At 57.4% G+C, this 26,201-nt stretch carries 29 protein-coding genes and 1 pseudogene; 18 read left to right on the top strand and 12 right to left on the bottom strand.

Annotated features, from left to right (window positions below):
• Positions 1–80: 80 nt before the first annotated feature.
• The 8 genes from murA to yacG all read left to right on the top strand — a co-directional run bounded on the left by murA (position 81) and on the right by yacG (position 5,579).
• Positions 81–1,373, top strand: a complete 1,293-nt coding sequence (gene murA, locus IFT53_RS02755; protein WP_192063421.1) for a UDP-N-acetylglucosamine 1-carboxyvinyltransferase — start codon at positions 81–83, stop codon at positions 1,371–1,373.
• Between the two features lie 110 nt (positions 1,374–1,483).
• Positions 1,484–1,921 (top strand): DUF2948 family protein, encoded by a 438-nt coding sequence (locus IFT53_RS02750; RefSeq protein WP_042618086.1) that lies wholly within the window; start codon positions 1,484–1,486, stop codon positions 1,919–1,921.
• Positions 1,922–2,107: 186 nt separating this feature from the next.
• Positions 2,108–3,406, top strand: coding sequence for a histidinol dehydrogenase (gene hisD, locus IFT53_RS02745; protein ID WP_192063422.1), 1,299 nt, complete (start codon positions 2,108–2,110; stop codon positions 3,404–3,406).
• Positions 3,407–3,409: 3 nt separating this feature from the next.
• The gene (locus tag IFT53_RS02740) at positions 3,410–3,883 is read left to right on the top strand and encodes a UPF0262 family protein (RefSeq protein ID WP_042618033.1); all 474 of its coding nucleotides are present in this window, start codon (positions 3,410–3,412) and stop codon (positions 3,881–3,883) included.
• Between the two features lie 59 nt (positions 3,884–3,942).
• The gene (locus IFT53_RS02735) at positions 3,943–4,365 is read left to right on the top strand and encodes an arsenate-mycothiol transferase ArsC (protein ID WP_192063843.1); all 423 of its coding nucleotides are present in this window, start codon (positions 3,943–3,945) and stop codon (positions 4,363–4,365) included.
• A gap of 105 nt (positions 4,366–4,470) precedes the next feature.
• A complete protein-coding gene (infA, locus tag IFT53_RS02730) occupies positions 4,471–4,689 on the top strand; it encodes a translation initiation factor IF-1 (protein ID WP_027673809.1) in 219 nt (72 codons plus the stop codon).
• A gap of 30 nt (positions 4,690–4,719) precedes the next feature.
• A complete protein-coding gene (locus tag IFT53_RS02725) occupies positions 4,720–5,343 on the top strand; it encodes a Maf-like protein (protein ID WP_042618034.1) in 624 nt (207 codons plus the stop codon).
• Positions 5,344–5,348: 5 nt separating this feature from the next.
• On the top strand, positions 5,349–5,579 hold the full coding sequence (yacG, locus tag IFT53_RS02720) for a DNA gyrase inhibitor YacG (protein WP_192063423.1): 231 nt from the start codon (positions 5,349–5,351) through the stop codon (positions 5,577–5,579).
• An 85-nt stretch (positions 5,580–5,664) separates the two neighbouring features.
• On the opposite strand, the gene IFT53_RS02715 is transcribed toward yacG, so the two are convergent.
• Complete coding sequence (locus IFT53_RS02715) at positions 5,665–7,845, bottom strand: DUF1217 domain-containing protein (protein WP_192063424.1); 2,181 nt, start codon at positions 7,843–7,845, stop codon at positions 5,665–5,667.
• A 285-nt stretch (positions 7,846–8,130) separates the two neighbouring features.
• Here IFT53_RS02715 and flhA point away from each other — a divergent pair, with 285 nt between their 5' ends.
• From flhA to IFT53_RS02685, 6 genes are all read left to right on the top strand, one after another.
• Positions 8,131–10,221, top strand: a complete 2,091-nt coding sequence (gene flhA, locus IFT53_RS02710) for a flagellar biosynthesis protein FlhA (RefSeq protein ID WP_192063425.1) — start codon at positions 8,131–8,133, stop codon at positions 10,219–10,221.
• Positions 10,218–10,970, top strand: coding sequence for a flagellar biosynthetic protein FliR (fliR, locus tag IFT53_RS02705; RefSeq protein ID WP_042618038.1), 753 nt, complete (start codon positions 10,218–10,220; stop codon positions 10,968–10,970). The genes flhA and fliR overlap by 4 nt, the downstream gene beginning before the upstream one ends.
• A gap of 9 nt (positions 10,971–10,979) precedes the next feature.
• Positions 10,980–11,387 (top strand): hypothetical protein, encoded by a 408-nt coding sequence (locus IFT53_RS02700; protein ID WP_192063426.1) that lies wholly within the window; start codon positions 10,980–10,982, stop codon positions 11,385–11,387.
• Between the two features lie 42 nt (positions 11,388–11,429).
• Complete coding sequence (locus tag IFT53_RS02695; protein WP_192063427.1) at positions 11,430–11,984, top strand: rod-binding protein; 555 nt, start codon at positions 11,430–11,432, stop codon at positions 11,982–11,984.
• Positions 11,985–12,106: 122 nt separating this feature from the next.
• Positions 12,107–12,472 (top strand): hypothetical protein, encoded by a 366-nt coding sequence (locus IFT53_RS02690; protein ID WP_042618039.1) that lies wholly within the window; start codon positions 12,107–12,109, stop codon positions 12,470–12,472.
• Complete coding sequence (locus tag IFT53_RS02685; protein ID WP_042618040.1) at positions 12,469–13,002, top strand: hypothetical protein; 534 nt, start codon at positions 12,469–12,471, stop codon at positions 13,000–13,002. Before IFT53_RS02690 ends, IFT53_RS02685 begins: the two co-directional genes overlap by 4 nt.
• A 210-nt stretch (positions 13,003–13,212) precedes the next feature.
• On the opposite strand, the gene fliP is transcribed toward IFT53_RS02685, so the two are convergent.
• From fliP to flgB, 10 genes and pseudogenes are all read right to left on the bottom strand, one after another.
• Positions 13,213–13,950 carry a flagellar type III secretion system pore protein FliP gene (gene fliP, locus IFT53_RS02680; protein WP_042618041.1) on the bottom strand — a complete coding sequence of 246 codons (738 nt, stop codon included), beginning with the start codon at positions 13,948–13,950 and terminating at the stop codon, positions 13,213–13,215.
• Positions 13,947–14,486: a flagellar basal body-associated FliL family protein gene (locus tag IFT53_RS02675; protein WP_192063428.1), complete on the bottom strand. Its 540-nt coding sequence runs from the start codon at positions 14,484–14,486 to the stop codon at positions 13,947–13,949. Before IFT53_RS02675 ends, fliP begins: the two co-directional genes overlap by 4 nt.
• Positions 14,487–14,567: 81 nt before the next feature.
• On the bottom strand, positions 14,568–15,293 hold the full coding sequence (flgH, locus tag IFT53_RS02670; RefSeq protein ID WP_192063429.1) for a flagellar basal body L-ring protein FlgH: 726 nt from the start codon (positions 15,291–15,293) through the stop codon (positions 14,568–14,570).
• The gene (locus IFT53_RS02665) at positions 15,290–15,820 is read right to left on the bottom strand and encodes a MotE family protein (protein WP_042618044.1); all 531 of its coding nucleotides are present in this window, start codon (positions 15,818–15,820) and stop codon (positions 15,290–15,292) included. Before IFT53_RS02665 ends, flgH begins: the two co-directional genes overlap by 4 nt.
• A pseudogene (locus IFT53_RS02660) lies at positions 15,817–16,854 on the bottom strand (flagellar basal body P-ring protein FlgI); the annotation flags it as partial. The pseudogene IFT53_RS02660 and the gene IFT53_RS02665, both read right to left, overlap by 4 nt.
• A gap of 83 nt (positions 16,855–16,937) precedes the next feature.
• On the bottom strand, positions 16,938–17,426 hold the full coding sequence (flgA, locus tag IFT53_RS02655) for a flagellar basal body P-ring formation chaperone FlgA (protein ID WP_042618046.1): 489 nt from the start codon (positions 17,424–17,426) through the stop codon (positions 16,938–16,940).
• A gap of 17 nt (positions 17,427–17,443) precedes the next feature.
• Positions 17,444–18,232, bottom strand: a complete 789-nt coding sequence (gene flgG / locus IFT53_RS02650) for a flagellar basal-body rod protein FlgG (RefSeq protein WP_192063431.1) — start codon at positions 18,230–18,232, stop codon at positions 17,444–17,446.
• 18 nt (positions 18,233–18,250) lie between these two features.
• Entirely contained in the window at positions 18,251–18,598 is a 348-nt protein-coding gene (locus IFT53_RS02645; protein ID WP_042618048.1) for a flagellar hook-basal body complex protein FliE, read from the bottom strand.
• A gap of 2 nt (positions 18,599–18,600) precedes the next feature.
• Complete coding sequence (gene flgC, locus IFT53_RS02640; RefSeq protein ID WP_042618049.1) at positions 18,601–19,017, bottom strand: flagellar basal body rod protein FlgC; 417 nt, start codon at positions 19,015–19,017, stop codon at positions 18,601–18,603.
• A 1-nt stretch (position 19,018) separates the two neighbouring features.
• The gene (gene flgB, locus IFT53_RS02635) at positions 19,019–19,408 is read right to left on the bottom strand and encodes a flagellar basal body rod protein FlgB (protein ID WP_042618050.1); all 390 of its coding nucleotides are present in this window, start codon (positions 19,406–19,408) and stop codon (positions 19,019–19,021) included.
• Positions 19,409–19,620: 212 nt separating this feature from the next.
• Here flgB and IFT53_RS02630 point away from each other — a divergent pair, with 212 nt between their 5' ends.
• Together IFT53_RS02630 and folD are read left to right on the top strand one after the other, a co-directional pair.
• Positions 19,621–21,438 (top strand): hypothetical protein, encoded by a 1,818-nt coding sequence (locus tag IFT53_RS02630; protein ID WP_192063432.1) that lies wholly within the window; start codon positions 19,621–19,623, stop codon positions 21,436–21,438.
• Positions 21,439–21,532: 94 nt separating this feature from the next.
• On the top strand, positions 21,533–22,432 hold the full coding sequence (gene folD, locus IFT53_RS02625) for a bifunctional methylenetetrahydrofolate dehydrogenase/methenyltetrahydrofolate cyclohydrolase FolD (RefSeq protein WP_192063433.1): 900 nt from the start codon (positions 21,533–21,535) through the stop codon (positions 22,430–22,432).
• Positions 22,433–22,439: 7 nt separating this feature from the next.
• Here folD and IFT53_RS02620 read toward each other — a convergent pair whose 3' ends face one another.
• A complete protein-coding gene (locus IFT53_RS02620; RefSeq protein ID WP_192063844.1) occupies positions 22,440–23,471 on the bottom strand; it encodes a LacI family DNA-binding transcriptional regulator in 1,032 nt (343 codons plus the stop codon).
• 236 nt (positions 23,472–23,707) lie between these two features.
• Here IFT53_RS02620 and IFT53_RS02615 point away from each other — a divergent pair, with 236 nt between their 5' ends.
• Together IFT53_RS02615 and IFT53_RS02610 are read left to right on the top strand one after the other, a co-directional pair.
• On the top strand, positions 23,708–25,069 hold the full coding sequence (locus IFT53_RS02615) for an ABC transporter substrate-binding protein (protein WP_192063434.1): 1,362 nt from the start codon (positions 23,708–23,710) through the stop codon (positions 25,067–25,069).
• A 117-nt stretch (positions 25,070–25,186) separates the two neighbouring features.
• Positions 25,187–26,200, top strand: coding sequence for a carbohydrate ABC transporter permease (locus IFT53_RS02610; protein WP_192063435.1), 1,014 nt, complete (start codon positions 25,187–25,189; stop codon positions 26,198–26,200).
• The last annotated feature ends 1 nt before the right edge of the window (position 26,201 follow it).

Genomic DNA, 26,201 nt, shown 5'->3' with positions numbered 1-26,201 from the left:
CGGATATCACACAACGGATGGCGCGGCGCCTTTCCGTTGCAAGCACTCAGGAAAGGCGAGCGCATCGCTCGTAGGCACGTATGGATCGCATCAGAATCATCGGCGGCAACGAACTTAACGGCATCATCCCGATTTCCGGCGCAAAGAATGCAGCTTTGCCCTTGATGATCGCTTCCTTGCTGACGAGTGACACTCTGACGCTGGAAAACGTGCCTCATCTGGCCGATGTCGAGCAGCTCGTCCGTATTCTCGGCAACCACGGTGTGGACGTATCCGTCAACGGACGGCGTGAAAGCCAGGGCGAGGGATATTCTCGCACGGTGCATTTCACCTGCCGCACGATTGTCGATACGACGGCACCCTACGAATTGGTGTCCAAGATGCGCGCAAGCTTCTGGGTCATCGGCCCGCTTCTTGCGCGTGATGGCAAGGCCCGCGTGTCCTTGCCTGGCGGCTGCGCCATCGGCACGCGCCCGGTTGACCTGTTCATTGAGGGGCTGGAGGCGCTGGGCGCGAAGATGGAAATCGACAGCGGTTACATCAATGCGACAGCACCGGCGGGTGGCCTTATCGGCGCGACATACACATTCCCCAAGGTTTCTGTGGGCGCAACCCATGTCATGCTCATGGCGGCTTCGCTGGCGCGTGGCACGACAGTCATTCACAATGCAGCGCGTGAGCCGGAAGTTGTCGATCTTGCCGATTGCCTGAAGGCGATGGGTGCGAAGATCGAGGGCGCAGGCACCTCCACCATCACAATCGAAGGCGTGACATCGCTGCACGGCGCGCGCCACCGCGTGCTTCCAGACCGCATTGAAACTGGCACCTATGCTATGGCCGTTGCCATGGCGGGTGGCGATGTTCTGCTGGAAGGCACCAGGGCTTCGTTGCTCGATAACGCACTGGAAACATTGAAGCTTGCCGGTGCGACCATCACCGAAACGGAAACCGGCCTGCGCGTTGTGCGCAACGGCAACGGTATTCACCCCGTCGATGTCGTGACCGAGCCTTTCCCCGGCTTTCCCACAGATCTTCAGGCGCAGTTCATGGCGCTGATGACGCGTGCGCAGGGCGTCTCGCACATTACCGAAACGATCTTCGAAAACCGCTTCATGCACGTGCAGGAACTGGCGCGTCTGGGCGCGAAGATCTCGCTCTCCGGCCAGATGGCGCGTATCGAAGGCGTTTCCCGCCTCAAGGGCGCGCCTGTCATGGCAACCGACCTTCGCGCATCCGTCTCGCTCGTCATTGCCGGTCTGGTTGCTGAAGGCGAAACAATGGTTTCCCGCGTCTATCATCTCGACCGTGGTTTCGAGCGTCTGGAAGAAAAGCTCAACCGCTGCGGCGCGCAGGTTGAGCGCGTCAGCGACTAATATCGCCCCGTCATCGAGGCCCGCTGGTTGCAGATCGGGCCTCGACTGCCTATCTCCGAGTCACAATGGAATTTGAGCGGCTCTGGCCGCACACGGAGGGCATAGATACGATGAGCGGCCTTAAATTGATGGCGCTGGATGGAGAAGACCTCTCCATCATCTCGACACACATGCAGGACAGCGTCTTCAAGCTGAAAGATGTGTCCTTTGATCGAAAGCACGGCCAGTTCGTTCTGTCTGCCAACCGCTTTGTCTGGGAACACACGACCAAAAAAGGCCAGTCGCCCGAGCGCTGCCGCAGCGTCCTGGCGCTGAAGCGCGTGGGCAATGTGCGGTCCTACGGTTTCAACCGCGACAACAAGGATCAGGTCCTGTCGCTGCTGGCCGTGCAGTTCACCCAGAATGGCGAAGGCCCCGATGGAACGGTGGAGCTGACACTGTCCGGTGGCGGTGCCATTGCGCTGGATGTCGAGTGCATCGAGGCGCAACTGGCCGATGTCAGCGGTGGTTGGGAAACGGCATCGCAACCGCAACATTCGTTAGACTGATCTTATAAAGCCGGGGCAGGGTGAATTGCCTTGCTCGCCTGTTTTAATTTATGCCACATACCCCAGAGCAATTCGCCTTCAGGAAGTCCGGTGTGATTTTCGGAAGGCGCGCTGCGTTGAGTGAAATGTGCAGGCAAAGCATTCGCCCCGGGGTTTGAGCTTTGGGGCATCAAGAGGGTAAGTGACGTGGCAATCTGGCTGGAACAATCGTCTCAAGATTTCGAACAGGCATTCGCGACATTCCTGACGACGAAGAGAGAAGTCTCCGAGGACGTCAATGTTGTCGTGCGCGATATCATTCATGATGTCCGCACCCGTGGCGATGAGGCGCTCGCCCATTATTCTCTGAAATTCGATGGCCTGGATTTTACCAAGACATCCATGCGCGTGACCGCTGAGGAAATCGATGCAGCAATTGCGCAGGTCGATCCTGCCGTGCTGGACGCGCTGAAGCTTGCGGCCGCGCGAATTGAAAAGCACCATGCCCGGCAAATGCCGAAGGAAGATATTTACGAGGACGATATCGGTGTGGGCCTCGGCTCTCGCTGGACGGCCATCGAAGCTGTGGGTCTGTATGTGCCCGGCGGCACCGCAAGCTATCCGAGTTCGGTGCTGATGAACGCGGTTCCGGCACGGGTTGCCGGCGTTGAGCGCGTCGTGATGGTCGTTCCGGCCAATGGCGGTGTCATCAACCCGGCGGTGCTGGCGGCAGCGCGCATTGCAGGTGTTGAGGAAATCTACCGCATTGGCGGCGCACAGGCTGTGGCGGCACTCGCCTATGGAACGCAGACAATCGCGCCCGTGGCCAAGATCGTCGGACCGGGCAATGCCTATGTGGCCGCGGCCAAGCGCCATGTATTCGGCACTGTCGGCATCGACATGATCGCCGGACCCTCCGAAGTGCTTGTGATTGCCGACAAAAACAACAATCCCGAATGGCTGGCCGCCGATCTCTTGGCGCAGGCCGAACATGATGAGGGCGCGCAATCCATTCTGATCACCGATGATCGGGACTTGGGCAAGGCGGTGGAGCAGGCCGTCGAGCGCCAGTTGAAGCTTTTGTCGCGGGAAAAGACGGCGACTGCGAGCTGGCGCGATTTCGGCGCGATCATTCTGGTCGACGACCTCGCGGCCTCGCTTCCGCTGGCCAATCGCATCGCGGCAGAGCATCTGGAACTTGCGGTGGATGATCCTGATGCGTTGATGGCTGGAATTCGCAATGCCGGTGCGATCTTTGTTGGGCGCCACACGCCCGAGGTTATCGGCGATTATGTCGGCGGTTCTAACCACGTGCTGCCGACGGCGCGGTCTGCGCGGTTCTCGTCGGGTCTGTCGGTGCTGGATTTCGTCAAGCGCACGTCCATCCTGCGGCTGGGGCCGGATCAGTTGCGGCAACTGGCACCGGCAGCCATCACACTTGCCCATTCCGAAGGGCTGGACGCTCATGCGCGCTCCGTTGCCATCCGCCTCAATCTAGAGGGTTAAAAGATGGAGCCAGGCGCTTTCAGGCTCTGCGATGTGGTACTGGACGAGAGCATCGGCCGGTCCACACCCGACGTGGAGCATGAACGCGCCGTCGCAATCTTCGATCTGATCGAGGAAAACAGTTTCGAGCCGAATGGCCATGCGGGTGGGCCTTACAAGCTCAATATTTCGCTTGTCGATACCAAGCTGGTTTTCACCATCAGGACCGAAGACGAGCAGGCTGTTGCCACCCACATCCTCTCGTTGACGCCATTTCGGCGGATCATCAAAGACTATTTCATGATCTGCGAAAGCTACTACGAGGCGATACGGTCCTCTACGCCAAGCCAGATCGAGGCCATCGATATGGGGCGGCGCGGCATCCACAATGATGGTTCGCAAACGCTGATGGACCGGTTGTCAGGCAAGATAAAGGTCGATTTCGATACGGCGCGTCGTCTGTTTACATTGGTCTGTGTGCTCTATTGGCGGGGGTAGGCGTGCAGGACCCTGTCGGCATCGACTTGAAAGACAAGCCCCCGCGCGCCATATTGTTCATGTGCGGCATGAATTCCATTCGCTCCCCCATGGCCGAAGTCATCGCCAAGCAGATCGTTGCTCCCGGCATCTACATTCAATCGGCAGGCGTGCGCGCAGGTGAGCGCGACCCTTTCGTGGATGCGGTGCTGGATGAGGCGGGCCTGACGCTTGGAAAACATAAACCGCGAACGCTGGATGAAATCGAGGATGATTTCTTTGATCTTATCATTACGTTGACGCCAGAAGCGCATCATGCCGCCCTTGAGCTGACCAGATCGAACGCCCTTGATGTCGTCTACTGGCCAACCATGGATCCAACGGTGGCGACAGGCACGCGGGAACAGATTCTGGAAGCCTATCGCGAGGTGCGCGAGCATCTCAAAAAGCTGATTTCGGAGCGCCTGCCGCAGCGGCCAAGGCTCTTTTCCGAGACACTTTAAAACGATTGACAATTTAGGTTCACAAATGTGCGGCGATTGTGTAGTTTCCGCGCAATTTTCCCGGACTGCTTGGTCCGGCATTATCAACAGGAAGAAAAACTCTATATGACCAAAGAAGAAGTCCTCGAATTCCCGGGCGTCGTAACCGAACTTTTGCCGAATGCCACGTTTCGCGTGAAGCTGGAAAACGAACACGAAATCATTGCCCACACAGCCGGCCGCATGCGCAAGAACCGTATCCGCGTTCTGGCGGGCGACAAGGTGCTTGTCGAAATGACACCATATGACCTGACCAAGGGTCGCATCACCTATCGTTTCAAGTAATCGCCCGGCAGACCGGACGACTGGCAGAGCATGACAGACGCAAAACAAAAGCTGATTCTGGCTTCCGGGTCGCCACGCCGTCTTGAGCTGTTGCATCAGGTGGGCATTGAGCCCGCACGTCTGATGCCGATGGATATCGACGAGACGCCAGCCCGGCTCGAACATCCCCGCACTCTATGCCGCCGCTTGTCCTTGCAGAAGGCTGAGGCTGCTTACAAGGCGGTGAAGGGCGAGCTTGCCTGGAAGGGCGCCTATGTGCTGGGCTCCGATACGGTGGTGGCCGTGGGCCGCCGCATTGTCGGCAAGGCTGAGTATATCGAAGAGGCTTCGGCGGCACTTCATCTTCTGTCGGGCCGCAGCCACTGGGTCTATACGGGCGTCTGCCTGGTGACACCCAGCGGTAAGGTGCGCCAGAAGGTGGTTGAAACCAAGGTTCGTTTCAAGCGCCTGTCGCAGGATGAAATCGAAAGCTACATCGCGTCAGGCCAATGGCGCGGCAAGGCGGGTGCTTACGGCATTCAGGGCATTGCCGGTTGTTTCGTGCAGAAGCTGACCGGATCCTACACCAATGTCGTCGGGCTACCGCTCTATGAAACGGTGTCACTTCTGGCTGGTGAAGGCTTCGAGGTGGCTTCCTCCTGGCAAGAAGGCTGATCCCAGTGACCGATCCATCCAACAAACCGACTGTCACACCGCTGCGAAAGGCGCAGCCTTGCCCGGAGTGCAAAAGGCCCTCCACGCGCGAAGACTATCCTTTCTGCTCGGATCGCTGTCGGTCTCTGGACCTTTCGCGCTGGCTGAAAGGCTCCTACGCCATTCCCGTTGCCGATGATGAAAGCAATCCGGATGAGGAAGGTGTCGCGCAGCGCCGCAGCGACGAAGACTATTAAGCCACGAAATGTGGCATCCATAAAAAACGCCGTAAATCCTCGTGATTTACGGCGTTTTCTTTTGGTCGAACCGAATTGGGTTCTACTACCTTGATTTCAGCTGCGCCACGGCCAGAAGCGTATCGGCACTGATGGATGTCGAGCCACTCAGGATCGACAGGGTCGAAGAGCTGTTATTGTTCTGAACATCGTAAAGGGCGGTAAACCGCTTCAGCATCTTTCCGACGTAATCCGGGTCCTGCAATTTGGTGATGTCGATATAGGTGTTCACCAGATCCGCCTGCTTGGTCACATCCATGTTGCCGACCGAGGTTGGCAGGCTATAGGCGGTCTTGAAGAACTGGAACAGCGCGTCGTCGCTGAGGAAGCCATAGGCGCTTGAAATGGTAGGCGCCATGCGCTCGAAATACAGCGCAAGCCGAACGCCCGCATTGGATTCGCCCTGGTCTTCTTCCATTGTCTGGCGGACATACTGGTTGGTCGTTTCCAGAATGGCGCCTCGCTGCTGCGCTCCACCAACGGCCTTTTCAGTCAGTTTACCTTCAGTATCGAAGTTGAACGATGCGACAATCTCGGCGAATTTATTGTCATCCAGTGAATTGACGTAGCTTTTCGGGTCCGACAGGTCGGACGTGAACATCTTCTTCAGGTCAGCCGGTTCGACGCTTTTGGGGTCGATGCCATTGGCCTCGAAAATGAATTTCGTCAGGCGGCTATCTGCCAGCAAATCTTTCACAGACTTGATCGACTGCATTTGCGATTTGTAATATTCGATCTCGGCGTCCGCTTTTTTGCCAGCCGCATCTTTTTCTGCTCCGGTCAGCGATCTCAGCTTCGCGTTCTGGTAATCGCCCGCAAATCTCTCCGTTATACTTTCCGATTGCGCCAGAAGAGGAGCCTTTAGCGAGCCATCGGAGGTGAAGTTGAACGCCTTGTTCAGCTCAACGAAGCGTTCGTCTTTCAGGGTGTTGACGTAGCTTTTCTTGTCATTGACATCGCTCGTCAAAACACGCTTCAGCTCAGACTGGCTGACCTCATCAGGATCAATGCCGAAAGCCCTGAGTGCCACGTCCCAGACTTCGGTGACGCTGTCATTCTTCTTGTCCTTATCCTTTTTGTTCGAGACGAAGAAGTCCTCGATGCTGGTAAAGCCCTCGACCCGTGCTTTATAGTTGGTAATGGCTTCGTCCGACGCTTTGGACTGGTCTTCCAGAAACGCGGTCTTGTACTTCTTGTTGATGTCGACGGTCTGGAGCGCGGTCTGTGCCGTGTTGCCGGACGCCAGCGTACCATCCGTTTCGAAGTTGAAACTGTCCAGCAGCTTCGTGTTGCCATAGGTCGTGGCAAAATTCACGCTGGACATAAGGCTTGCCACGCTGCTGGCCATGATCGTCGGGTTCAGGTCGAACGCCGTTTTCACGTAATCCAGCATGCGAGGATCGGCCACGAGCTCGGTGGCGGTTGCTACCGTGGCGACGTTCTTTTCCCAGTACCGCTTATTGGCATCGGCCAGGGTATCGGATGGGAACGAGGACTGGTTGTAGATATAGTCCAGCTTCAGATCTTCGGTCTGGTCAGCCGTCTGCACGCTGCCATTGATGGTGCCGTCTGTCTTGAAATTGAAAGCTTCTGCGAGTTTTTTCCATGCAGGATCTTTTGCCTGATTGGCGACGCTCGCCGGATCATTGAGATCGCTGGTCAAAACCTGTTTCAGATAGGACTTGGACGTATATTTTGAATCAAGGCCGGCCGCATCGAGCATATAGGTGCGCAGGCGCTCATTGTTGACGAGGCCGTCGAGACTGGTGACCTTGGTAATCTGCGCGGCGAAATAGGTGGATTCGGCTTTGAGCGATGTTTCCTCGGCTGTGAACGACGCCTTGTAGGCATCCGTCAGGCTGGTGGCCTGTTGGGTGTTCTGAACAGTCTTGGTATCGCCTTTGAAGTTGAAAGCCTCTGCAAATTGCAGGTATCGCTTGTCGGTCATTGAGTTGGCGAAGCTGGTGCTATCGCTGAGATCGCTCTCCAGAACCTTGCGCATGAATGCCTTGCCGTAGGTCATATCCTCAAGACCGTAAGACTTCATGGCATAGGAATAGAGACGATAGTCGCCCAGAAACTCATCGACCGTGGAGACCTTGCCGATGTTTTCTTCGTAATAGGCGGTTTCACGCGCAACCGAAGCCTTGCTGGCAACTGTCTCCAGCGAGGATTTGATATCCCGGTTTACGTTGAGGTAACTGGTATAGGTAGATACAGTCGACATGGATAGCCTTGCAGGGTTTGGCCTTTGAGGGTCATGGCCAGAGTGCACGCTATCATCGCGCGAAGTTCCTGACTAATATATTACAGAAATAGTCTGAACCAAAGCCTAAATATAGCGGGCGATTAAAAAGCAGATCTCAGGCCTTACCTCGCGTTTTTGTCCATTCTCGCGCAAGCTTGATCCCATAATGCTGCGACGTCGATCTCTGTCCATTGGGTCGGCAGGCTTTTCCATGAGGGCAAGGCCGGGACATTTCTACAGTTCTCATCAAGAGATGGAGTTAGAATGGCAACGCCTCCAAGCATATTGCCCCTTCCGAAAGTCGCGGCGCGTGGGCGCGATATCGGGTTTGCGGTGGGCATCGTGTCCATTCTGTGCATCCTGTTCCTGCCGATCCCGGTCTTCCTGATCGACATGGGTCTGGCATTCTCGATTGCCTTCTCCGTCCTCATCCTGATGGTGTCCCTGTGGATTCAGCGCCCGCTGGATTTCTCGTCTTTCCCGACCATTCTTCTGATCTCGACCATGATCCGTCTGGCGCTGAACATCGCCACGACGCGAGTCATCCTGTCCCATGGCAACCAGGGCCATGAAGCAGCCGGCGGTGTTATCGCCGGCTTCTCCAGCCTTGTGATGTCGGGCGATTTCGTGATCGGTCTGATCGTCTTCCTCATCCTCATCGTGGTGAACTTCATCGTCATCACCAAGGGTGCCACGCGTATCGCGGAAGTCGGCGCGCGCTTCACCCTCGATGCCATTCCCGGCAAGCAGATGTCGATTGATGCCGACTTGTCCGCCGGTATCATCAATGAAAAAGAAGCCCAGCTGCGTCGTCACGAGCTGGAAGAAGAAAGCGCCTTCTACGGTGCCATGGACGGTGCGTCCAAGTTCGTGCGCGGTGACGCTGTCGCGGGCCTCATGATTACCGGCATTAACATTTGCGGTGGCATCATCATCGGTGTTTTCCGCCACGGCATGGCCATTGGTGAAGCCGCTGACGTTTTCGTCAAGCTGTCGGTGGGTGACGGTATCGTTTCGCAGGTGCCGGCCCTCATCGTTTCGCTGGCCGCCGGCCTTATCATTACCCGTGGCGGTGCCAAGGGCTCCACAGACACCGCGGTTCTCAACCAGCTGAGCGGATACCCGAAGGCTCTTGGCGTTGCTGCCGGGCTGATGATGGTTCTCTCGCTTGTTCCCGGCCTGCCATTCCTGCCGTTCATGTCGCTGGGTGGGTTGCTCGCCTTCGGTGCCTGGATCATCCCGCGCCAGCTGGCGCAGGAGAAAGACGCCGAGCGCGTGGCCGAAGAACAGCAAACGAACAAGGCCCAGGAAGCCGAAAAGGACACCGTCAAGAATTCTCTGCGCACAACCGAAATCGAGCTTGCGCTTGGCAAGCAGGTTTCGCCAAGATTGCTCGGCGCGCACCAGGAGCTTGGCTTCCGTGTCGGCAAGATGCGCAAGAAATTCGCAACGCAGTACGGTTTCGTCGTGCCGGAAATCAAGGTCACGGACGATATCGCCATTCCCGACAAGTCCTACCAGATCCGCATTCACGGCACGACGGTTGCTGCCAGCACCCTGCGCGTCGGCGAAGTTCTTGTCATCACCGGCAAGGGTCGCAGACCGTCTGTTCCGGGCGACGAGGTTCGGGAACCAGCGTTCGGCATGCCGGCCGTTTCCGTGCTTGAAAACTTCGTGGAAGACCTCAAGCGCGAGGGCTTCCATCCGATCGACAACATCTCGGCACTTCTGACCCATGTCAGCGAAGTTATTCGCAACAATCTTCCGATGCTGCTGTCCTACAAGGACGTCAAGGTGCTGATCGATCGCCTTGACCCGGAATACAAGAAACTGGCGGACGAAATCTGCTCGTCGCACATGTCCTATTCCGGTCTGCAGGCCATCCTCAAACTGTTGCTGGCAGAGCGCGTTTCCATCCGCAATCTACACCTCATTCTCGAAGCCGTGGCAGAGCTTGCGCCGCATCTTCGCAGAACAGAGCAGATCGTCGAGCATGTCCGCATCCGTATGGCTCAGCAGATTTGCGGCGATCTTTCGGACAATGGCGTTCTGCGCGTCTTGAGACTTGGCACCAAGTGGGACGTCGTGTTCCAGCAGGCCATCAAGCGCGATCCAAAGGGCGAAGTGATCGAATTCGATATCGATCCGCGTCAGGTGGAAGAGTTCTCGAACGAGGCGAGCAAAGTAATCCGTGAATACATGGATGTCGGGCTGCCTTTCGTACTTGTTACCTTGCCGGAAACCCGGTCTTATGTGCGCATGATTACGGAACGCCTCTTCAGCACGCTGCCAGTCCTCTCGCATGTCGAATTGGCCAAGGGCACGGAAATAAAGATACTCGGCTCGATCTCATGATCTCAGACCCGCAGGGAACGGTTGTGGCGCTGTTTCTGGCATTTTGCCGGATTGGTGCCTGCTTGATGGTAATGCCGGGATTTTCCTCGGCGCGCCTTCCCATGCAAATCCGCCTGCTGACGGCCATGGCTCTCGCCATGGCCATTCTGCCTTTGATGTGGACCACGATCTATCCCGTGGTGACGACCGATGCCATCACGCTTCTCAAATTCATGTTCTTCGAATCGCTGATCGGCGCGACCTTCGGAATGATCGCCCATCTCTATGTGCTGGGCATGCAGTTTGCCGCGACCGCCATGGGCATGGCCATGGCCTTCACCGGCCCGCCGGTGCAGGATGTGCTGGAGGATACGTCGGAAAGCCAGCTGGCCAGCATGCTATCCTATGGCGTCTTGCTGCTGCTGTTCATTCTCGATTTCCATCATGTGATTTTCCGTGCCATCGTGGAATCTTACACGTCCATTCCGCTGGGCGGGGCCATGAGCGTGCAGCGAATGCTGATCTCGCTGACCGATACGCTGGTCGCTTCAATGACCATTGCCCTTCGCGTCGCCAGCCCGTTCATTCTGTATGGATTTCTGTTCAACATGGCGATTGGCCTCATCAACAAGATGGCCCCGCAGATACCGGTCTATTTCATCTCGACGCCTTACGCGCTTGGCGGGGGTCTGCTGTTGCTGTATTTTGGCATAGCAGCATTGGTCAACCAGTACGTCACCGGGTTCTTTCGCGTCTTTGCGAATATGTGAGGGGCAATCATGGACGACAGCAAATCCAAAAAGCTCGGCAGGCTCGTCAAGGTCCAGGGACATTTGAAGCAGATGGCCGAAAACGAGCTGGCGATTACCACGCGCGAGCGCAATGAACTGGCCGAAAAAATCGATACCTTGACCGGCTACCTGACTTCTCTCGACCCGCTGCACCAGCACATGCTCAAGCACTACGCCACACGCCACGGCAGGCTGAAGTCTCGCGACATCAGACTTGAATCCATCGAGAAAGCGCAGGAACAGCAGGTGGTGAAAGAGACGAAAAAGGGCGAGCGTCTCGAAGATAAAAGGGATGATGCGCGTGCGGACGAAGCGCGGGTGCGCGACGATAACAGCGTCTATGAGCTCATTGATTTGCAGATGAGCCTGAAAGACACCAGCCTCCAGCAAGGTTAGAGATATAGCGTCATCCGATAAAACGTAAAAAGGATGACGACGTTGGCCATTTCTCCTCCAAGCGATCTTGTGCTTGATGTTGTGAACGCAGCTGACCCGACACAGGTCATGGCGGCACGGGAAAAACTGCGCTCTGTGAGCGCAACACGCGAAGCATCGGTGCTGACAGCCAGCAATGCGGGCTTCGAATCTGCCATCAACAGCATCGATACGGCAGCCGGCAAGGCGGGCGTCGGCAACATCCACCACGTCAAGTCCGATGAAAAGATTCCCGAAACCTATCGCAAGTTCGAGGCCAGTGTTCTGACGACCATGCTCCAGAACATGATGCCGAAGGACAGCGAAGAGGTTTATGGCAAGGGTTCTGCCGGTGAATTCTGGCAAAGCATGATGGCCGAGCAGATGGCGGATGCCGTTTCCAAGCGCGGCGGCATCGGCATTGCCGAACAGGCCTACGGTCAGGCCATGCAGCGGGTGCGCAATTCTGAGGCCCCCACCAAGATGAACGAGGACGACAAGAGCCTTGCCGTCAGCATGGTGACGGACTTCCAGCGGCGAACATTTTCTGTAGCCGAAACCAAAAAGACTGAAAGCTAAAGCAATTCCAGCAAAAGTGGAAACCGGTTTTGCGTGCGGAATTGCTTAAAACAAACAGATAGAGCTTTGAAGGTGAACCGCGTTCACCGAAAAGGCTCTAAGCGGCGGAGCGCTGATACATTATGGATATCGTAAACAACGACTATAGAACCCAGGCCATTCTGGGGCGTCTCGAAACCGTCATCGATAACGAAAACCAGCGGATCGGCAAGGATCCCGATTTCGATTTCAAATTGTCGAACGCCCATAAGAGCCGTTGCCTTTATGAGCTCAGCATGTTGCTGCGCGATGTCGATGGCGCCAAGATTGCGGCTGCGCACAAGCGCCAGATTCTGGACATCAAGGCAAAGCTTGCGATCAACCTGCGCCGCGTCGATGCCAATCTTCATGCCGTGAAAGCCGTGGTCGATCTTTTGAAGAATGCTGCCAGACGCGCAGAGGATGACGGCACCTACTCGCTTCAACAGTTTGCAAGTGGGGCGCAATGATCAAGCTGATCGCGACCGGGATATGGGTTCTCGTCGTAACGCTCGGCGGCGTCTATGCCGCCGTGACGCTCGGAAAGAAGGATAGCGAGAAGACCGTCGAGGTCGTCCGCCCACCGCACTTCGTCCAGAGTGAAACCGTGACCCTGCCAGTGGTAACAGATGGCCAGGTAAGCGGATACTTTCTCGTTCGCGCCAGCCTTCAGATCGATGAAGAGGCAATGAAGGACGTTCATGTCCCCGTGCCGACCTATCTGACGGATGAGCTCTACACGCTGCTGGTGGGTAACAAACTTGTTGACGTGAAGAACGCTGGCAAATTCGATGTGGCCGGTTTCAAGACGACGATCATGGACGGGTTGAATGCCCGCATGGAAAAGCCGTTTGTGAAGCAGGTTCTGATCGAGCAGATGGATTTCATCTCGAAAGAGGAGATCGAGGCGAGAGACCCGGGTCGCAAGCCCAAGAAAATCGTGGTCAATACCGATCCACCACCGCCAAAGCCAGCCGAGCCTGCCAAGGCCGCGCACTGATTATTCTCCCGCTAAAACCGCCCGGTCTGCTTCGTCAGTCCGGGCGGTTTTGCGTTTGGGGCGGGGCATGCCTCATGGCGCCAAGAAACCAGCTCGGTGCCGGCCTATGACGTGGACAAGGGCTCGAAGCTCGAGCAGCACGCAGATGAGGTAAGACGGCAAATGGACGGCGCGTCGCAACGCTCATGGCCCCCGATAGGAGACGATCGATCAGTAGAACGATCTGACGAGTGAGCCGACCAGCAGGTTCCAGCCATCAATCAAGACAAAGAACAGGATCTTGAAGGGCAGGGAGATGGAGGTGGGCGGTAGCATCATCATACCCATCGCCATGGTGATGGTGGCCACGACCATGTCGATGACGAGGAAGGGCAGAATGATCAGGAAGCCGATTTCAAAGCCACGGCGGATCTCCGACAGCATGAAGGCTGGGACGAGAACGCGATATTGCGGCACGTTGCCGTTCATCGTCTCCTGCCCACGCTCATTGGCCAGATCCACGAAGAGGGCGAGATCCTTGGGGCGGGTATTGCCGATCATGAACGTGCGAAACGGCTCGGCGCCGCGCTCGATTGCGACGGCTTCCGTGATCTGGTTCTGCAACAGTGGCTGTATGCCATCCTGCCAGGAACGCTCGAATGTCGGAGCCATGACGTAGAAGGTCATGAACATCGCCATGCTGGTGAGGATCATGGTCGATGGGGTGGTACCCAGACCCATGCCAGAGCGCAGGATGGAAAAGGCAATGATGAAGCGAGGAAAGCTCGTCACCATGATGAGGATGCCGGGCGCGATGGACAGAACCGTGAGCAACCCGAAGGTGCGAATGATCCACGATGCCGCAGACCCGTCCAGTGGCAGGTTCAGCAGATCAGCCGGTGTTTGCTGGGCAAGCGCAAGCCCTGGGGTCAGGACAAGGGCCAGCAGTAGGACAAGGTTTCGAATCATTCGATCACAAAGGTTCTGAAGAGAACCTTGGATACGCGCCCTTTTGATCTAACGTCAACGATTTCTCTCAGGTCATCCCTAAGATATTGAAAGCCACGAGGGCCCTGGATCTGCTGAAGGGAGACAGTCCTGAGATAGGACATCAATTCCTGATGCAATTCCTGGCTCAACGGCACATCGCCGGGGCCGTTGAATTGCAGGGCAAGTTCCAGTCGGATCCACTTGTCGTTTGGATAGCCAAGATTGGTCACGATCGGATCGAGCGCAATCAGGCTCGGTCCCGCCGGACCTTTTTCCCCATGGGCGGCAGGGGCGCCATGTTCGCCCTCTGCCCCTGCAGCGGCTGCAGGCTCGGCTGCATGTTCCGGTGCGGCGGGGGCAGGTGTTGCCTCAACTGGCGCAGCCGGCACGAACAGGGCGTTGCCCACGAACCATCCGCCTCCCAGGCCGAGAAGCGAAAGCACCGCAATGGCACCTGCGGTCACGATGATCGACGGCTTCTTTGGGGCTTCAGGTTCGGTTGTGGTGAGGCTCATGATCGCTTCTTACGTCTGTCTCGGAGAGCAGCCCGTGCGGAATGCAATGGACCGTAGGTTCGTTTTATGCGGTGTTTTGCGTTAGATCGGTGAGAACATATCGGCGATCTGCTGGCCAACCGGTGGCTGCTGGATTTCCGTGATGCGCCCGCGTCCGCCGTAGGAAATACGCGCTTCGGCAATCTTCTCGTAGGAGATGGTGTTTTCGGAGTTGACGTCCTGCGGCCGCACGATACCCGCCACGTTGAGGATACGGACCTCGTGGTTGACGCGCACTTCCTGCGATCCGCTGATCAACAGGTTGCCGTTTTCCAATATCCCGGTCACGACGGCGGCCACCAGCAGGGTCAGCTTTTCTGCACGGCTGATGGAGCCTTTGCCGTTGGATTCGCTGGTATTGTCAAAGCTGAGCGACGAATCGGCCTGCGGCTTCCAGCCGAGAATTTCGGCGTCTGCCTTCCAGCCCGTCTCGCGATTATTCTTCTTGGTACGGTCGGTTTCGTTGTCGAAGGTCGCCTTGTCGTTGATCTGGATGTTGACGGTCAGAATGTCACCAATGTTCAACGCGCGCGCATCCTTGAATAGGGCTGCCTTGCTGTCGCTCCACAGCGAGTAACCGCTGGCCGAGCGCAATGGCTGCTTGGGGTAGGAAGCCAGTTGCGGCGCCTGACTGAATTGCAGGCCGCTGCCGATCGGGCTCATGGCAGGCGCATTGCCGATTTCCTTCAGCGTCTGGTTCTGGGTGATGCTCGAGCAACCGCTCAGAACACTTGCGGCAGAAAGAACGAGAATAAGCGCTTTGTTCATGACGGATCTCTTGATGTGGTTTTGTCGGTCGCGCTGGACATGATCGACGCGATGGTGGCGGCCTTCTTGGCATCCATTTCAGCAAGGATCAGACCGGACTGGCGAGGCGGCAGCTTCATGATGATCGCCGCTGCGATGCCAGCGTCGATTTCCTGCAATTGGGGTGCCGCAGCATCGGCTTTCATCGTCTTGTAGACGTTGACGAGGTTTGCTTCGGCCTGTTTCAGAAAATCGTTGCGGCGCTTCAGCCAGTCTTCATACTCGGCTTTGCGCGCTTCCATGACGGCGATGCGGTTATCGACATCCTGTTGCAGCTTTTCCAGGTCCTGCTTTTGCAGCACATAGCGCTGGTCGCGCGCCTGATCGATGACATTGGTGCAATATTGCTGGATTTCCTGACTGCTCGTATCGCCCGTCGTTACCCGCACCTGTTCCTGGGCGCGGGCGGAAGGAAGCGACGCGACCATGAGAAACACGGCAAGGATCGTGCGCTGCGGGGTGAATAGCTCAGAGAGTTTCAGCATCATTGCAACACCAGTTCTGCTTGCAGCGCACCCGCTGATTTTATGCCCTGAAGGATGGCGATGATGCCATCAGGCTTCACACCGATATTGTTCAGGCCAGCCACCAGCGAGCGCAGATTGGGCCCGTTGAGAATGGCGACCGGGCCGCCGGTTGCCTGTGCCGAAATGTCGGTCTGCGGCTGAACGGCAGTTTCTCCGCGCGAAAATGGCTCTGGCTGAATAACCTGTGGTGTCTCGGTCACCTGAACGGTCAGCGTTCCGTAGCTGACGGCGACCTGTGAAATGCGAACATCGGCGCCGATGACGATAGTGCCCGTGCGCTCGTTGATCACCACCTTGGCAGGCGTATCGGTTTCCACGGCAAGGTTTTCGATGCTCGCCATCAGGCGGGTCAGATCAGCCGTTCTCGGTTTCTGGATGAAAACCACCTGGCTGTCGCGGGCCTCGGCAATCGGTTCGCCAAACGCGGTGCGGGCGTAGCCATTGATGGCGTCGGCAATGCGTGTCGAGGTCGAAAAATCAGGGTTGCGCAGTTGCAGGACCAGATTGACGGAATCCTTGAACTGCGATGGCAGCTCGCGCTCGATGATCGCGCCGCTTGGAACGCGTCCGGCGGTCGTCACGCCCTGTGTCAGCTGTGCGGCCTGGCCTTCGGCATTGAAGCCCGAAACAATGACCGAACCCTGCGCCACAGCGTAGATCTGGCCATCGGCGCCCGACATGGATGTCATGACGAGCGTGCCACCGCGCAAGGACGAGGCATCGCCCAGCGAGCTGACATTGACGTCGAGCCGGCTTCCGGGGCTTGCAAATGGCGGAAGGTTGGCGGTGACCATGACTGCGGCGACGTTTTTGGAGCCGCTCTGGTTGCCCTGCATGGAAATGCCGAGGTTCTGCAACATCGCCCGCATCGATTGCTCGGTGAAGGGTGATGAACGCATGCTGTCGCCGGACCCCTGGAGGCCGACGACAAGACCATAACCAATCAGCTGGTTTTCACGGCCAGCCTGCAAGGAAGCGATGTCTTTGACACGCGCATTGGTCTGGGAATAGGCGAGGGGTGTGGTTGCCAACAAAGTGGCGACCATCACAGTGACAGCGATCAGGCCCTTACGAAAACTCATTTTTGGAAAACCTCCACGGTTCCGTCCTGCAGGGCCGTGCCGCTGACTGTGACGCCGGTGTCGCGGTTGCGAACACGCACGACTTCACCCGGCATGCCATCTTCAATGGCGGTGCCGGATGCTGAAAGGTGCATGCCACCCACACTATAGATGATCCTGATCGTCGCTCCGCGTTGGACGGCGAAAGGATCACGCAGATCGCCGAGCGGAATGGTGCGGCCGGCAACGAGTGTGCGCTTGGAAACCTTGCCCACCACAACGTCAGTCGTTTCCGCAAAGCCCGGAGCGATGTTGGGGTTGGTCACGGGAACTTCGGTCACACGCTCATGGGTAATGATATCGCCTGGGAAAATAGTGCCTGTTGGAACAACGGCGTGTCTTTGCTGCGAAAGGGCAGCCTGCGGCGCGAGCGCCACAAGACCAACCATGAGCGCCAGCGCCGTTGTGCATAGACTGCCAGGCACGAATTTCGGGCGAAACTTCATGTTACCCTACCTTTGCGTTACTTCAGGTTCTGACTGACGATCGTCGCCATCTCATCTGCAGTGGTGATGACCTTGGAGTTCATTTCATAAGCGCGCTGCGCGGAAATGAGGTCGGTGATTTCCTTGACCGAATCGACGTTCGAACTTTCAAGGTAATGCTGCTTGATATAGCCGAAGCCGACGGACTCAGGGGTTGCTGTGACTGGATCGCCAGAAGCTTCCGTCTGCGAGAACAGGTTATCGCCGAGCGGCTTGAGGCCCGCTTCGTTGGCAAAGTTGCTGAGGCTGAGCTGACCAAGTTCGGTGAGGTTCGTTTCCGTTCCGATGCGTGCCGAAACAATACCATCCGTGCTGATCGTGACTTCCGTCGCGTCGATTGGAATGGTGATGTTTGGCTGAACGCCGAAGCCGTCGACCGTGACGAGGCGCCCGGCCGAATCCCTGTTGAGAGCGCCAGCTCTTGTATAGAGCGTGGTGCCTTCGGGGCCATCGACCTGAAGCCAGCCCTTGCCGACAATGGCAAGATCCAGATCGTTGCCGGTCTGGGAGATTTCACCCTGAAGGTGGAGTTTTCTGACAGCCGATGTCTGAACACCCAGGCCGATATTGGCGCCTTCTGGAACCACGGACTGGTTGGCACGGTTCATCACGCCCTGTGCGCGCTCTGTCTGGTACAAGAGGTCGGTGAACTCGGCGCGGCCGCGCTTGAAGGCGGTCGTGTTGATGTTCGCGATGTTGTTCGCGATGACCTCAAGGTTTGTCTGCTGGGCATCCATGCCCGTCGCTGCGATAGCTAGTGCTCTCATTTTTGATATCCTTAAGCGTCAAATCTGCATTTTCACGATGTCGAGATAGGCCGAGACGATCTTGTCGCGCAGAGCCACGGCGGTCTTGAGCGTCTGGTCCGCCTGCATGACGGCATCAACGACTTCTCGCGTATTGGCCTTGCCCTGAATGCCTGCAAACGACATGGCTTCACCCATTTTCAGGGACTGGACAGCATCGCTTGCGACGCCGCCCAGAACGCTGGCGAAGGTAGGGCCAGTGGCAGCGGTTGCCGCCGTGGAGATTGCGCTTCCGGCCAGAGAGCCGAGGCCGGATGTGACCTCTTTCAGGCTGTCGGTTGCGGAATTGCCCGTCAGTGATTTCAGGCTGCTGATGGCGTCGATCATGATCACTGACCCTTCAATAATGCGATGGTCGAGGCAACCATGTCGCGTGTCTGCTTGATAATTTGTAGATTGGCCTCGTAGCCGCGGTTGGCCTCACGAAGGTCGGCCATCTCGATCAGCATGTTGACGTTCGGAAGCTTGACCATGCCTTTTTCGTCTGCGGCAGGGCTGTCGGGATCGTATTCCTGGGTGAAGTCGGAGCGATCAACGCCCAGTTTCTTGACCTCGACAAGATTTGTCTGGGAAACGCGATCCATCTCATTTGCAAACGTAATGGTCTTGCGACGATAGGGGTCTGCACCCGGCGTATCGCCCGTTGTACGAGAGTTCGCGATGTTTTCCGAGACGATGCGCAGGCGCGTGGCCTGAGCTTCCATTCCGCTTCCTGCAATTTTCGTCGCAGACTTTAAAGGATCCATCTTACTTGCCCACCGCTGTCAGCATCATGCTGTTAAAAGAGCGAACGAGTTGCGCGTTCAGTTCGAACTGCCCCTTGATCTCGCTTGTCTTGGCCATTTCCTTGGAAAGGGACACCGTGTTGCCCGACTCCTGAACGCCGATTTCGTTGTTAAGGTCAGCCTCGTCGAGAGCAACTTTGCCGCCGCCTGCGACTGCCAGTTCCATGTGTGCGGAATTGGTGCGCGCCATCTGCATGCCGACCGACTGCAATTCCGTATCGAAAGGAACGACGTCCTGTGCGCGGAATTTTGGGGTGCTGGCATTCGCGATGTTGCTGGCGACGACTTCTTGACGCACAGAAAGCCATTCGGCCTGCCGGGATGCCAGCGCAAAGAGCTGAATCGGCTGCATGACAATTCTCCGTGTTTAACCTGTCTCCGGTTTAGGCCGACAATCTTGCGCGGGACTTGCGGGCGATGGCTTTGTGTAAGCGGTCCCGAAAACAGCTGAAAATGCGCTGTTTTGGCTCCAATTAACCATTTGTTTGCCTTGTCGCTTTAGGGTTCGTTTATGTTTTTACCAGCGGGGTTCCAGCCGGAATTCTGTAACCCCTTGGGTTTGCGATGGTTTTTGAGAGCGACAGACACACATTGCGAAACTGGAACGCGCTTCACCCAAGGCGCGGCGCAGCCTCGTTGCGGGATTATCTCCTCTCGGGCTTTGTCGTCATCTCGCTTTCGGCGGCAGGGTTCCTGTTGCCGGGCATGCTTCTGGATCCAGGCCTCAAGGGTTATGTGTCGGATGCAAGCGTCAAGATTTCCAATTCCCGTTCGGGCACACAGGGCGTGCAGCGCATGGCCGCGCAACTGCGCGAGACACTCCTGTCTCCGGTCGCTCTTGGGCTGATGGTCTCTGACATGAAGCTAAAGGCTGAGGACGTGACCGGCGTTGAGACGTCAGGCCACATGTCTGTTTTGCTGGACCTGCTTGCAGGCGGTGGGCAGGATGGGAGTGCCGTGGTGGGCGCAACTGAGACAGCTCTGAAAGACTCCGTTGCCATCACCTCGAAGCCAGCCAGCGACGAGATCGATATCCGTGTGACTGCCGCCACCCCGCAGGCTTCGCAACGCATAGCCGATTATCTGGCCAGCCGCGTGGTCCGGGACATAGGGGCCGAGCGGCATGATCCGCAACTTCAGGCCGTGGAGACGGCGCGGCTTGCGCTCGATAGTGCCGAGGCAGCTTTGACCGGGTTTCAGATGCGGCATGGAAACGATGCTGTGTCACGCATACAGGATCTGCAACAGAAAATTCGCGAGGATGATGCGCAGACGGAAGCGCTGGTTTCCAGAAACACGCAACTGGCCGACGCCATTGCCTCTGCTGCCTCCATGAAGCTGGATGATGTGCTGAGCCAGACCTTGCCAGCGATGCCGGCCTTTGCAGCTCTTGATGATATCAGGCAGAATTATACCGCCGCCAAACTCGCAATGGCCGAGGTCAGCGTCGACCATGGGCCGAAACATCCGCGCACAATCGCGGCTCAAACGACGCTGGACGCTGCCCGTTCCGCCGCCATGCCCGCTCTTCGCCGTGTGCGTGAGGCGCTGGCGAGCGAACAGGCAAAGATCGCTGCGGCTTTGAGCAGGCAGCAAACTGCGCGGGCTGAGCTGGACCGGCAAATGCAGGAGATGGGTGACGCACCGGCCAATCTGGCAAGGCTGGAAACGGCGCTGGAAGAAGCCCGCAGCACCTATATCCGTTCCAGCGATGCTGCAGGCACATTTTCACCGGCACCTCGTCCAAGCGCTGCCATTGCGCAGGCAGCTCAGCCGGGTCTTGCAAATTACGACAGCTTTACCGCCAAGAGCATGGCGCTGGCCGGCGGAGCGGCTGGTTTGCTGATGTCGCTTCTGGCTTTGAGCTTCCGACGCAAGCGCGACGATGAGAGTGAGCAGGTAGCGCTTCCAGACCCAGTGGAGCCCGAAGTGGCCGAAACGCCTGAAGAGGTTGAGCTTGCCGCCGCTGAGGCCATCGAGATCGAGCCTGGTATTTTCGACGATGTGATGATCGCTCGGGATGATCAAGAGTCTGCACCCGAAGCACCTATTGCCGCGCATGGTGATGCGGAGCCTGTCAGCGAGGCGATGCAGAACGGTGATGATGATGGTCTCACCATTCATGATGAGCCCGCCAACGACATGCCCCTGGATCAAAAGGTGCGGCAGGTGTTGATGCGCAATGCTGTTCCGCTTGAGCAGACGCAGCGCGAAGCGCCTGTGTTCAAGCTTCCGCCGCTGCTGGCGGCGGCTTTGGCCGGAGAGGCCGAGCACCCACAGGCGGAGACCGAGGAACTGCACGCGCTGCGCCAGGAACTCGTTGTCCTTCGCGAGCGCCTCCAAAGGTTGACCGATGAAGAGCGCGACAGCCGCCGGGCCTGATTTGCTGCCCTGAAACAGCGATTTTCCTTGCATTCCACGGTGCTGCACAGCATTAGGGCGCTAAAGAGCTATCGTGTTCCCAGGAGGCAGGCATATGGCGACGGTCATCGACGGCAAGGCAAAGGCGGCATCGGTAACGACGGCCGTGCGAGAGGCGGCGGAGAAACTCGAGCAGCAGACCGGCATCAAGCCCGGCCTCGCCGTGGTCATCGTCGGCAACGATCCGGCCAGCCACGCCTATGTCAACTCCAAGAGCAAGACAGCCAAGGAATGCGGGTTCAATTCCATCCAGCACACACTGCCGGAAGACACCACGCAGGCGGATCTGGAAGCGCTGGTCGCTACCTTGAACGCCGATGCCGCCATTCATGGCATTCTCGTTCAATTGCCCTTGCCGAAGCACCTCAATTCCGATCCCGTCATCCAGTCCATTCTGCCCGAAAAGGACGTTGACGGCTTGAGCGTTCTCAACGCTGGCAAGCTGGCATCCGGCGACCTCGAAACCGGTCTGATTTCCTGCACGCCAGCGGGCTCGCTGTTGCTGGTGCGCAGCATTCACGGCGATGACCTCTCCGGTCTCACCGCCGTTGTCATTGGCCGCTCCAACCTGTTCGGCAAGCCGATGGGGCAATTGCTGCTCAACGCCAACGCGACCGTGACCATGGCCCATTCGCGCACCAAGGATCTGGCTGCCGTCTGCAAGACTGCCGATATTCTCGTTGCAGCCGTTGGGCGCCCGCAGATGGTCAAGGGCGATTGGGTGAAGCCCGGTGCGACGGTCATCGATGTCGGCATCAACCGCGTGCCAGCACCTGAAAAGGGCGAGGGCAAGTCACGGCTGGTGGGTGATGTTGCCTATGATGAGGCAAGCGCCGTTGCCGCCTCGATTACGCCTGTTCCCGGCGGTGTTGGCCCGATGACAATTGCGATGCTGATGGCAAACACTGTGATTGCAGCCCACCGGGCGCTAGGAAAAACCGCACCGAAGTTCTGAGAGCTTTCTAAAGGTGCGCAGGTCCGGTCGATCCGCGCACCACAAGCTCTGCCTTCCAAAGCTCTTCGTATGTATCAGCCTTGCCGGTCTTGATCTGATTGATCAATCGCTCGGCGATGCGCGATCCCGCCTCACGAAGCGATGACCGAGTGGTTGTCAGGGGCACCGAGAAATTCACCGGTTTCAGCAGCGGCAGAACATCGTCATGGGCGATGATGGAAATGTCTTTTCCCGGTTTTAGCGCCCGCAGATTGAGCGAGCGCACGGCGCCCAGCGCCAGCGCAGTCGACGCGCAGATGACCGCTGTCGGGCGATCAGCCTGAGATAGCAGCCTTTCCATAATCGAAAATCCTGCCTCGTCGTTCATGACGCTGTGGCTGACATTGGCCGGGTTTAGCGCATAGCCTTGTGCGGACAGCGCCGCCTCGACGCCCCGGTGGCGGCGAAAGGTGAAGTCGTAGCCTTCAGGCCCGTTCATCAAGGCAATGTTGCGATGGCCAAGCTGGAGGAGGAGCGATGTCGCATCGTTGAACGCGGTTTCGTTGTCCACATCCAGAAACGGGTAATCCGTTTCCACGCCCCAGGAACGACCGTGGACGATGAAGGGAATGGACAGGCTCTTCATCATCTCGATACGGGGATCGTTCTTCTTCATATAGGCCAGATAGATGCCATCGACGCTGCCGCTGGCGGCCAGTTCTCGCAGGGCCTCCTGCTCATGGGTAGGCGGGCTGGGCATGATGACAAGATGAAAGCCGTTGCGTGCCGAAACTTCGCCTAGGCCATTCAGAAATTCCGCAAAATGCACGTCGGACTGATGCTCCTCCCCGGTTGGCATGACCAGCCCGATGGAGCCCATCTTGCCGGTGGCCAGCCGTTGTGCAGCGGCGTTCGGCCTATAGCCCGTGGCCTGCGCGGCCTCGATGATCTTGCGGCGTGTTTCTGCGTTGACTTCGGGATATCCGTTCAGCGCACGGCTGATGGTCGTCTGCGAAATGCCGAGCATTTGCGACAACTGCTTCAGGTTCATATCATCCAGCCCCCGCTTTTCCAAACCGCTTTGGACGTTAGCAATTGTTGCTTCCAGCCACAATTGGAAACTGCGGAAGCGGGCCAGTTTTCGCTTATGTTGCAGCGCAAGATGGTTATTGAAACCTAATAGTTGTAGCAGGGACTTGACTCATCTTCATTCTCAGTGAGATGAATGGTTAGCCAAAGCGCTTTGAGTATCTTTTCAGGCTATTGCGCCTGACAATGTGATGGGAGGTAGATCACATGAAAAAGACTTTCTGGACGACCGTGGCCATGGCCACGTTGCTGTCGGGGGCAGCTTTCGCTGCGGAGCTGAAGTTCCAGCCCGGTGGCGATGCCAAATTCAACTGGAAAAGCTATGAGGATTTCAAGGCCGCCAATGCGAGCCTGAAGGGCGAAACGCTGACGATCTTCGGACCATGGCGCGGCGAGGACGAGGCGCTGTTCCAGTCCGTTCTGGCCTATTTCACCGAGGCGACCGGCGTGAATGTGCGCTACTCCTCATCGGAAAATTACGAGCAGCAGATCGTTATCGATACGCAGGCCGGTTCTCCTCCCAATGTCGCCATTCTGCCGCAGCCCGGCCTGCTGGCCGACCTTGCTGCGAAAGGTCTGCTGACCCCGCTTGGCGATGAGACGGCCAACTGGGTGAAGGAAAACTACGGCGCGGGCCAGTCCTGGGTGGATCTGGGCATTTACCCGGGCAAGGACGGACAAAAGGCCTATTTCGCATTTCCGTTCAAGGCCGACCTGAAATCGCTCGTGTGGTATGTGCCTGAAAACTTTGAAGAAGCTGGCTACGAAGTTCCGAAAAGCGTGGAAGACCTCGTCAAGCTCAGCGACAAGATCGTAGCCGATGGCGGTACGCCATGGTGCATCGGTCTTGGTTCAGGCGGTGCGACCGGCTGGCCAGCCACGGACTGGGTTGAAGACATCATGCTGCGCACCCAGCCACTGGATGTCTACCAGAAGTGGACGACCAACGAGGTGAAGTTCAACGATCCGCGCGTTGTTGCCGCCATCGAGGAATTCGGCAAATTTGCCAAGAACGACAAATATGTAAGTGGTGGCGCTGCCGCCGTTGCCTCCACCGATTTCCGCGATAGCCCCAAGGGCCTGTTCGACATTCCACCGAAATGCTACCTGCACCGCCAGGCATCGTTCATTCCATCCTTCTTCCCGGAAGGCACCAAGGTTGGAACGGATGTGGATTTCTTCTACATGCCGACATTTGCCGCCAAGCCTGACCTCGGCACGCCGGTTCTGGGCGCTGGAACGCTCTTCACCATCACCAAGGACTCCAAGGCTTCCCGCGCTTTCGTGGAATTCCTGAAGACACCGATTGCCCATGAAGTCTGGATGGCGCAGTCCGGCTTCCTCACACCTTACAAAGGCGTGAACCTCGACACCTATGCCAGCGAACAGACCAAGCGTCAGGGCGAAATCCTGACCACGGCCACCAGCTTCGGCTTTGATGGTTCGGACCTGATGCCCGGCAAGATCGGTGCTGGCGCATTCTGGACGGGCATGGTGGATTATGTCGGCGGCAAGTCTGCCCAGCAGGTTGCTGATGACATCCAGAAGGCCTGGGACGGCCTCAAGTAATCGAAAACTTCACCCGGCGGCGCTCAACAGCTGCCGGGTCGTTTCTCTCGCATGTCTCTGCCGCAACGGGGTAACGCTGTCAGGCCGGGTATGAAAACGAAATAACGGGGAGCGAATATGATTACCCAGATCGTTTCGGCGCTCGGCGTGATGATTGTAGGCGTCTTTGCCTGTGCGGCCTATTACTGGCTGTCTGACAAGGCGCTACAGGTCATTTTTCCGGTGAAAGACGGCGATGTGATCCACGCATCGCGCAACCTCAACCGGCGCGCGGCGGTCCGCCCCTGGCTCTTCGTCGGCCCCGCACTTTTGTTGCTCATCGTCTATCTCGTCTACCCCGTGGTCGCCACCTTCATCCTGTCTTTCTACGACCGGACCGGTGACAATTTCGTCGGCCTCAACAATTACCGCTGGGCCATCTATGATGATGGTTTCCGCCAATCCATTTTCAACAATATCCTCTGGTTGGCCGTCGTGCCCGCCGCCTGCACCTTCTTCGGCCTCGTGATTGCCGTCATGACCGACCGCATCTGGTGGGGCAATATCGCCAAATCCATCGTCTTCATGCCGATGGCGATCTCATTTGTCGGCGCCTCCGTCATCTGGAAATTCGTCTATGAATATCGCGGCGAGGGGCAAACGCAGATCGGCTTGCTGAATGCCATCGTTGAATATTTCGGCGGCTCGCCAGAGGTGTGGATTTCCATGCCGTTCTGGAACAACTTCTTCCTCATGGTCATCCTCATCTGGATCCAGACCGGCTTTGCCATGGTCATCCTCTCGGCAGCGCTTCGCGGCATTTCCGAAGAGACGGTGGAAGCCGCTGTGATCGATGGGGCCAATGGCTGGCAGATCTTCTGGAAGATTCTCGTTCCACAGATATGGGGCACCATCGCCGTTGTCTGGACGACGATCACTATCCTCGTTCTCAAGGTCTTCGATATCGTTCTGACCATGACCAATGGCCAATGGAACACCATGGTTCTGGCCAACCTCATGTTCGACTGGATGTTCAGAGGCGGTGGAGACAGCGGACGCAGTGCCGTTATCGCGCTCATCATCATGGCAGCGGTCACGCCGATCATGATCTGGAACATTCGCCAGGCAAACCGTGAGATGGAGGGTCGCTGAG

It is taken from the genome of Rhizobium sp. CFBP 13644, from assembly GCF_014842165.1.
Taxonomy (GTDB): Bacteria; Pseudomonadota; Alphaproteobacteria; order Rhizobiales; family Rhizobiaceae; genus Agrobacterium; species Agrobacterium tumefaciens_C.
Note: the sequence above shows the minus strand (reverse complement) of the source record. Positions and strands in the feature narration are given on the sequence as shown.

What these genes read in the sequence shown, in the direction of transcription:
- IFT53_RS02750 (WP_042618086.1), top strand. Translation starts at nt 1,484, where the DNA reads ATGAGCGGCCTTAAATTGATGGCGCTGGATGGAGAAGACCTCTCCATC.
- flgC (WP_042618049.1), bottom strand. Translation starts at nt 19,017, where the DNA reads ATGGATCCTTTAAAGTCTGCGACGAAAATTGCAGGAAGCGGAATGGAA.
- IFT53_RS02740 (WP_042618033.1), top strand. Translation starts at nt 3,410, where the DNA reads ATGGAGCCAGGCGCTTTCAGGCTCTGCGATGTGGTACTGGACGAGAGC.
- IFT53_RS02725 (WP_042618034.1), top strand. Translation starts at nt 4,720, where the DNA reads ATGACAGACGCAAAACAAAAGCTGATTCTGGCTTCCGGGTCGCCACGC.
- IFT53_RS02715 (WP_192063424.1), bottom strand. Translation starts at nt 7,845, where the DNA reads ATGTCGACTGTATCTACCTATACCAGTTACCTCAACGTAAACCGGGAT.
- IFT53_RS02615 (WP_192063434.1), top strand. Translation starts at nt 23,708, where the DNA reads ATGAAAAAGACTTTCTGGACGACCGTGGCCATGGCCACGTTGCTGTCG.
- IFT53_RS02610 (WP_192063435.1), top strand. Translation starts at nt 25,187, where the DNA reads ATGATTACCCAGATCGTTTCGGCGCTCGGCGTGATGATTGTAGGCGTC.
- flhA (WP_192063425.1), top strand. Translation starts at nt 8,131, where the DNA reads ATGGCAACGCCTCCAAGCATATTGCCCCTTCCGAAAGTCGCGGCGCGT.
- IFT53_RS02690 (WP_042618039.1), top strand. Translation starts at nt 12,107, where the DNA reads ATGGATATCGTAAACAACGACTATAGAACCCAGGCCATTCTGGGGCGT.
- IFT53_RS02735 (WP_192063843.1), top strand. Translation starts at nt 3,943, where the DNA reads ATGTGCGGCATGAATTCCATTCGCTCCCCCATGGCCGAAGTCATCGCC.
- IFT53_RS02665 (WP_042618044.1), bottom strand. Translation starts at nt 15,820, where the DNA reads ATGATGCTGAAACTCTCTGAGCTATTCACCCCGCAGCGCACGATCCTT.
- flgB (WP_042618050.1), bottom strand. Translation starts at nt 19,408, where the DNA reads ATGCAGCCGATTCAGCTCTTTGCGCTGGCATCCCGGCAGGCCGAATGG.
- fliR (WP_042618038.1), top strand. Translation starts at nt 10,218, where the DNA reads ATGATCTCAGACCCGCAGGGAACGGTTGTGGCGCTGTTTCTGGCATTT.
- IFT53_RS02675 (WP_192063428.1), bottom strand. Translation starts at nt 14,486, where the DNA reads ATGAGCCTCACCACAACCGAACCTGAAGCCCCAAAGAAGCCGTCGATC.
- flgA (WP_042618046.1), bottom strand. Translation starts at nt 17,426, where the DNA reads ATGAAGTTTCGCCCGAAATTCGTGCCTGGCAGTCTATGCACAACGGCG.
- folD (WP_192063433.1), top strand. Translation starts at nt 21,533, where the DNA reads ATGGCGACGGTCATCGACGGCAAGGCAAAGGCGGCATCGGTAACGACG.
- fliP (WP_042618041.1), bottom strand. Translation starts at nt 13,950, where the DNA reads ATGATTCGAAACCTTGTCCTACTGCTGGCCCTTGTCCTGACCCCAGGG.
- flgH (WP_192063429.1), bottom strand. Translation starts at nt 15,293, where the DNA reads ATGAACAAAGCGCTTATTCTCGTTCTTTCTGCCGCAAGTGTTCTGAGC.
- flgG (WP_192063431.1), bottom strand. Translation starts at nt 18,232, where the DNA reads ATGAGAGCACTAGCTATCGCAGCGACGGGCATGGATGCCCAGCAGACA.
- IFT53_RS02645 (WP_042618048.1), bottom strand. Translation starts at nt 18,598, where the DNA reads ATGATCGACGCCATCAGCAGCCTGAAATCACTGACGGGCAATTCCGCA.
- IFT53_RS02630 (WP_192063432.1), top strand. Translation starts at nt 19,621, where the DNA reads ATGGTTTTTGAGAGCGACAGACACACATTGCGAAACTGGAACGCGCTT.
- IFT53_RS02700 (WP_192063426.1), top strand. Translation starts at nt 10,980, where the DNA reads ATGGACGACAGCAAATCCAAAAAGCTCGGCAGGCTCGTCAAGGTCCAG.
- murA (WP_192063421.1), top strand. Translation starts at nt 81, where the DNA reads ATGGATCGCATCAGAATCATCGGCGGCAACGAACTTAACGGCATCATC.
- infA (WP_027673809.1), top strand. Translation starts at nt 4,471, where the DNA reads ATGACCAAAGAAGAAGTCCTCGAATTCCCGGGCGTCGTAACCGAACTT.
- IFT53_RS02685 (WP_042618040.1), top strand. Translation starts at nt 12,469, where the DNA reads ATGATCAAGCTGATCGCGACCGGGATATGGGTTCTCGTCGTAACGCTC.